This window comes from Luteococcus sanguinis (assembly GCF_039527675.1).
In the GTDB taxonomy this organism is placed as follows: Bacteria; Actinomycetota; Actinomycetes; order Propionibacteriales; family Propionibacteriaceae; genus Luteococcus; species Luteococcus sanguinis.
The window spans coordinates 1-1,268 of the sequence record NZ_BAAAKI010000031.1; the positions used below are offsets into that span (position 1 = coordinate 1).

The 1,268-nt window shown below is 65.9% G+C and carries 1 protein-coding gene; it reads left to right on the forward strand.

What is annotated here, in order from left to right; genetic code table 11:
* Positions 1-128: 128 nt before the first annotated feature.
* Positions 129-1,268: IS110 family RNA-guided transposase (locus ABD089_RS13700; RefSeq protein WP_343887025.1), on the forward strand; the 1,140-nt coding region annotated here is incomplete at its 3' end.

Consider the following 1,268-nt stretch of genomic DNA (forward strand, 5'->3'; position numbering starts at 1 on the left):
ACCCCGGACCACCGACCCGGGCGGGAGAGGCTGAAGAGGGGAATGCGCAACAACCGGCACCATCGAGGCCAGTAGTAGCGGTGCCCTCCCGACCCATCCACTCACTGTCGAGATTCGAGGGATCGGGCATGGACGAACACGTCATTATCGGGATGGATCCACACAAACGCACCGTCACGATCGAGGTGATGGACGCCCACGAGCACATTCACGGGCACCGGCAGTTCACCACCGACACCGCGGGCTTCGCCGAGATGCTCGTCTTCGCGCAGGAGTGGCCGCAGCGGACCTGGGCGGTCGAGGGCTGCAACGGCATCGGCCATCACGTTGCTGAACGACTCCTGCTCGCCGGCGAGCAGGTGGTCGATGTCCCGGCGAAACTGTCGGCCAGGATGCGGATGTTTGCGACCGGCCAGGGGCGCAAGACCGACGACACCGACGCCCACTCGATCGCGCTGGTCGGGGTCAGGATCTCAGGCTTGCAGCCGGTGGTCTCCGACGAGCAGGTCGAGGTGCTGCGTCTGTTGGTCGACCGTCGCCGCCGACTGGGCCAGGAACACACCGCGAAGGTCTGCCAGCTCCACCAGGTCCTGCTCGACCTGATACCCGGCGGAGCACCGAAGTCCTTGTCAGCAGCCCAAGCGCGGCGGATCCTCGCCGGCATTCGCCCCAAGGACGTGGTCGGCAAGACCCGCAAGCGCGTTGCTCTGGAACTGGTCGAGGACCTCGAACGGATCTACGCCCGCAAGAAGGCAGCGAACAAGGAACTCGTGGCCCTGGTCCGCGAGACCCGCAGCGCCCTGCTCGACCTGACCGGGATCGGACCATCCGGGGCCGCACGGCTGTTGGTCGAGGTCGGTGACATCACCCGGTTTCCCGACAAGGGACACTTCGCGTCCTGGACCGGGACCGCGCCGATCGACGTGTCCTCGGGGGATCATCCGCACCACCGGCTGTCGCGGGGCGGGAATCGGCAGATCAACCGGGTCCTGCACATGATGGCCGTTGTCCAGTTGCGCCGACCCACCGAAGGACGCGCCTATTACGACCGGAAACGAGCCGAAGGAAAGAGTCCCAACGAAGCCATGAGAGCGTTGAAACGACGCCTGTCCGACATCGTCTACCGGACCTTGCTGAATGACTACGTCGCCCGAGCTGGGGCGGGTTCGGGAGGACACCGGGGCGCGTCTACTGGCTCCAGCGCGGCCGGCTCACAGCCCCACACCGACACTTCGGAGAAGTCACTTCCCGAACCCGCTGAACACGAC